The organism is uncultured Campylobacter sp., from assembly GCF_938031315.1.
Lineage (GTDB): Bacteria > Campylobacterota > Campylobacteria > Campylobacterales > Campylobacteraceae > Campylobacter_B.
Genome location: NZ_CALHHT010000318.1, coordinates 1 through 1,716, shown reverse-complemented (window position 1 = coordinate 1,716; position 1,716 = coordinate 1). Strand labels below are relative to the sequence as shown.

The 1,716-nt window shown below is 43.8% G+C and carries 2 protein-coding genes; one reads left to right on the top strand and one right to left on the bottom strand.

The features are described from left to right. The first annotated feature begins 62 nt into the window (after positions 1–62). Positions 63–398, top strand: a complete 336-nt coding sequence (locus Q0236_RS07835) for a hypothetical protein (RefSeq protein ID WP_297916672.1) — start codon at positions 63–65, stop codon at positions 396–398. Between the two features lie 381 nt (positions 399–779). On the opposite strand, the gene Q0236_RS07830 is transcribed toward Q0236_RS07835, so the two are convergent. Then, positions 780–1,625 (bottom strand): universal stress protein, encoded by an 846-nt coding sequence (locus tag Q0236_RS07830; RefSeq protein ID WP_297916671.1) that lies wholly within the window; start codon positions 1,623–1,625, stop codon positions 780–782. Positions 1,626–1,716 lie beyond the last annotated feature (91 nt).

The following is a 1,716-nucleotide window of genomic DNA, read 5'->3' as shown; positions in this document are numbered from 1 at the left end:
TTTCTCTTATGCTTAAATTTAGTCCCGTCGCGGTGCTCATATTGCCCGTCGTATAAGAGCCCGTGCCCTCGGTAGTGGACAGATCGGCTTTGCCCGTGACGTTTATGGTGCCGAGATTATCGCCGTCCGAGCTCTGCAGCGTAGAATTTTCTGCGCTACTGCTTTGTGACGCAGAATTTTGTGCAATGCCTTTAGTAGCGGAACTTACGACGGCGTTGCCCTACGGCGCGGAATTTACAGCGGTAGGGCTTCCAGGCTTTTGCGCAGAGCTTTGCGACGCTGCACTATTAGAGGATAAATTTGAAATAGGCGATGTAGAACTCCGCGATGTGGCGGCTGTGCGCGAGCTTTGCGACGACGAAATTTTAGAGGCAGAGCTTGCAGCGGACGAGTTTTGAGAAGCGCCGCTATTTTGCGCCGCAGTAAGCCAAAACGGCGAGCAAAGTAGCGCAAAAGAGAGTAAAATTTTGCCCTTTTTCATAAAAATCCTTTTTAGATTTTATAATCCATATCAATTTACTGGCGGGATTATCTTACAATTCTTCTTAAATAATAATAAAATTTTTAATAAACTAAATCATAAAATTTTATATGTAATTACTAATTTAACGGAATTTAATAAGATCTATTGACGAATTCTTAAGCAAAATTTATATAAATTTTAAAAAGTATATAAATTTGAAAAACGAAGGATTTAAAATTTTAAAATTTTAAAATTCCGCCACTTTAAAATAACATAAGCGACGGAATTTAGCGCTTATCGGCGTTTGGTCTTGCGATTACGATAGCACTAGCACCGGTACAAGCGCATTGTGCAAGATATCCTCGGAGACGCTGCCTAAAAAGAGCTTTTTGAAAAATCCCTTCGTAAAGGCTCCCGTGGCGATCAGATCGAGCTCATTAGCGCGACGATATTTGATGATCTCATCGGCGGGCACTTCCGCTTGGATGTATTTGAAAGTGGCGTTTTGAGTGCCTAAAATTTCTCGCGCCAGATCCAGCGTCCGCTCGCCCTCTGTGGCATCGAGATTGATGTGCAAGACATGTTTATGTGCGCTCGCAAGAAGCTTTGAGCTCTTTATAAACTCAAGCGTTCGCTTTGCTGCATCGGTGCCGTCAAACGCAATGAGCACGGAGTTAATAGGTGAAAATTCCTTATTCACGAGCAGCGACGGCACGTGAAGCTCCTTTATTAGCACGCTTGCGTTAAAGCCTACGTCCTCGTTATTTGAGCCCTTGATACCGAGTACAAAAATTTCAGCTTCGTCCTTGTACTCGGCGATAACGTCGATGAAATCGCCATCTTTAATGATCTTACTCGCCTTTACGCCCGCAGCAGTCGCAGCGCAGATATATTCATCCAGCATTGCTTCGGCTTCTTCGTGGTCCTTTTCTGCATCCACGCCGCCTAGTGTGGGACTTCCGTAGCTATTTGCAAGGATATCATTCTCTCCTAGGACGATTCCGCCTGCGGCTAGCCCATAAAAATTCTCGCCAAGCTCCGGGATTTCAACCACGTGAATAAACACGAGCTCGGCACCCAAGGTTTTAGCGACGTAAATTCCGTAATCTCTAACCGCTGGGGCAAGCGCATTTTGATCGACGCAAGTGATGACCTTTTTCATTTTTCGTCCTTTTAAAGATAAAATTTTAATCAAAATAAGCTTATCAAATTTTGTATAAAAGTTATTTAAATTCGGCGGATTTGAATGCGGC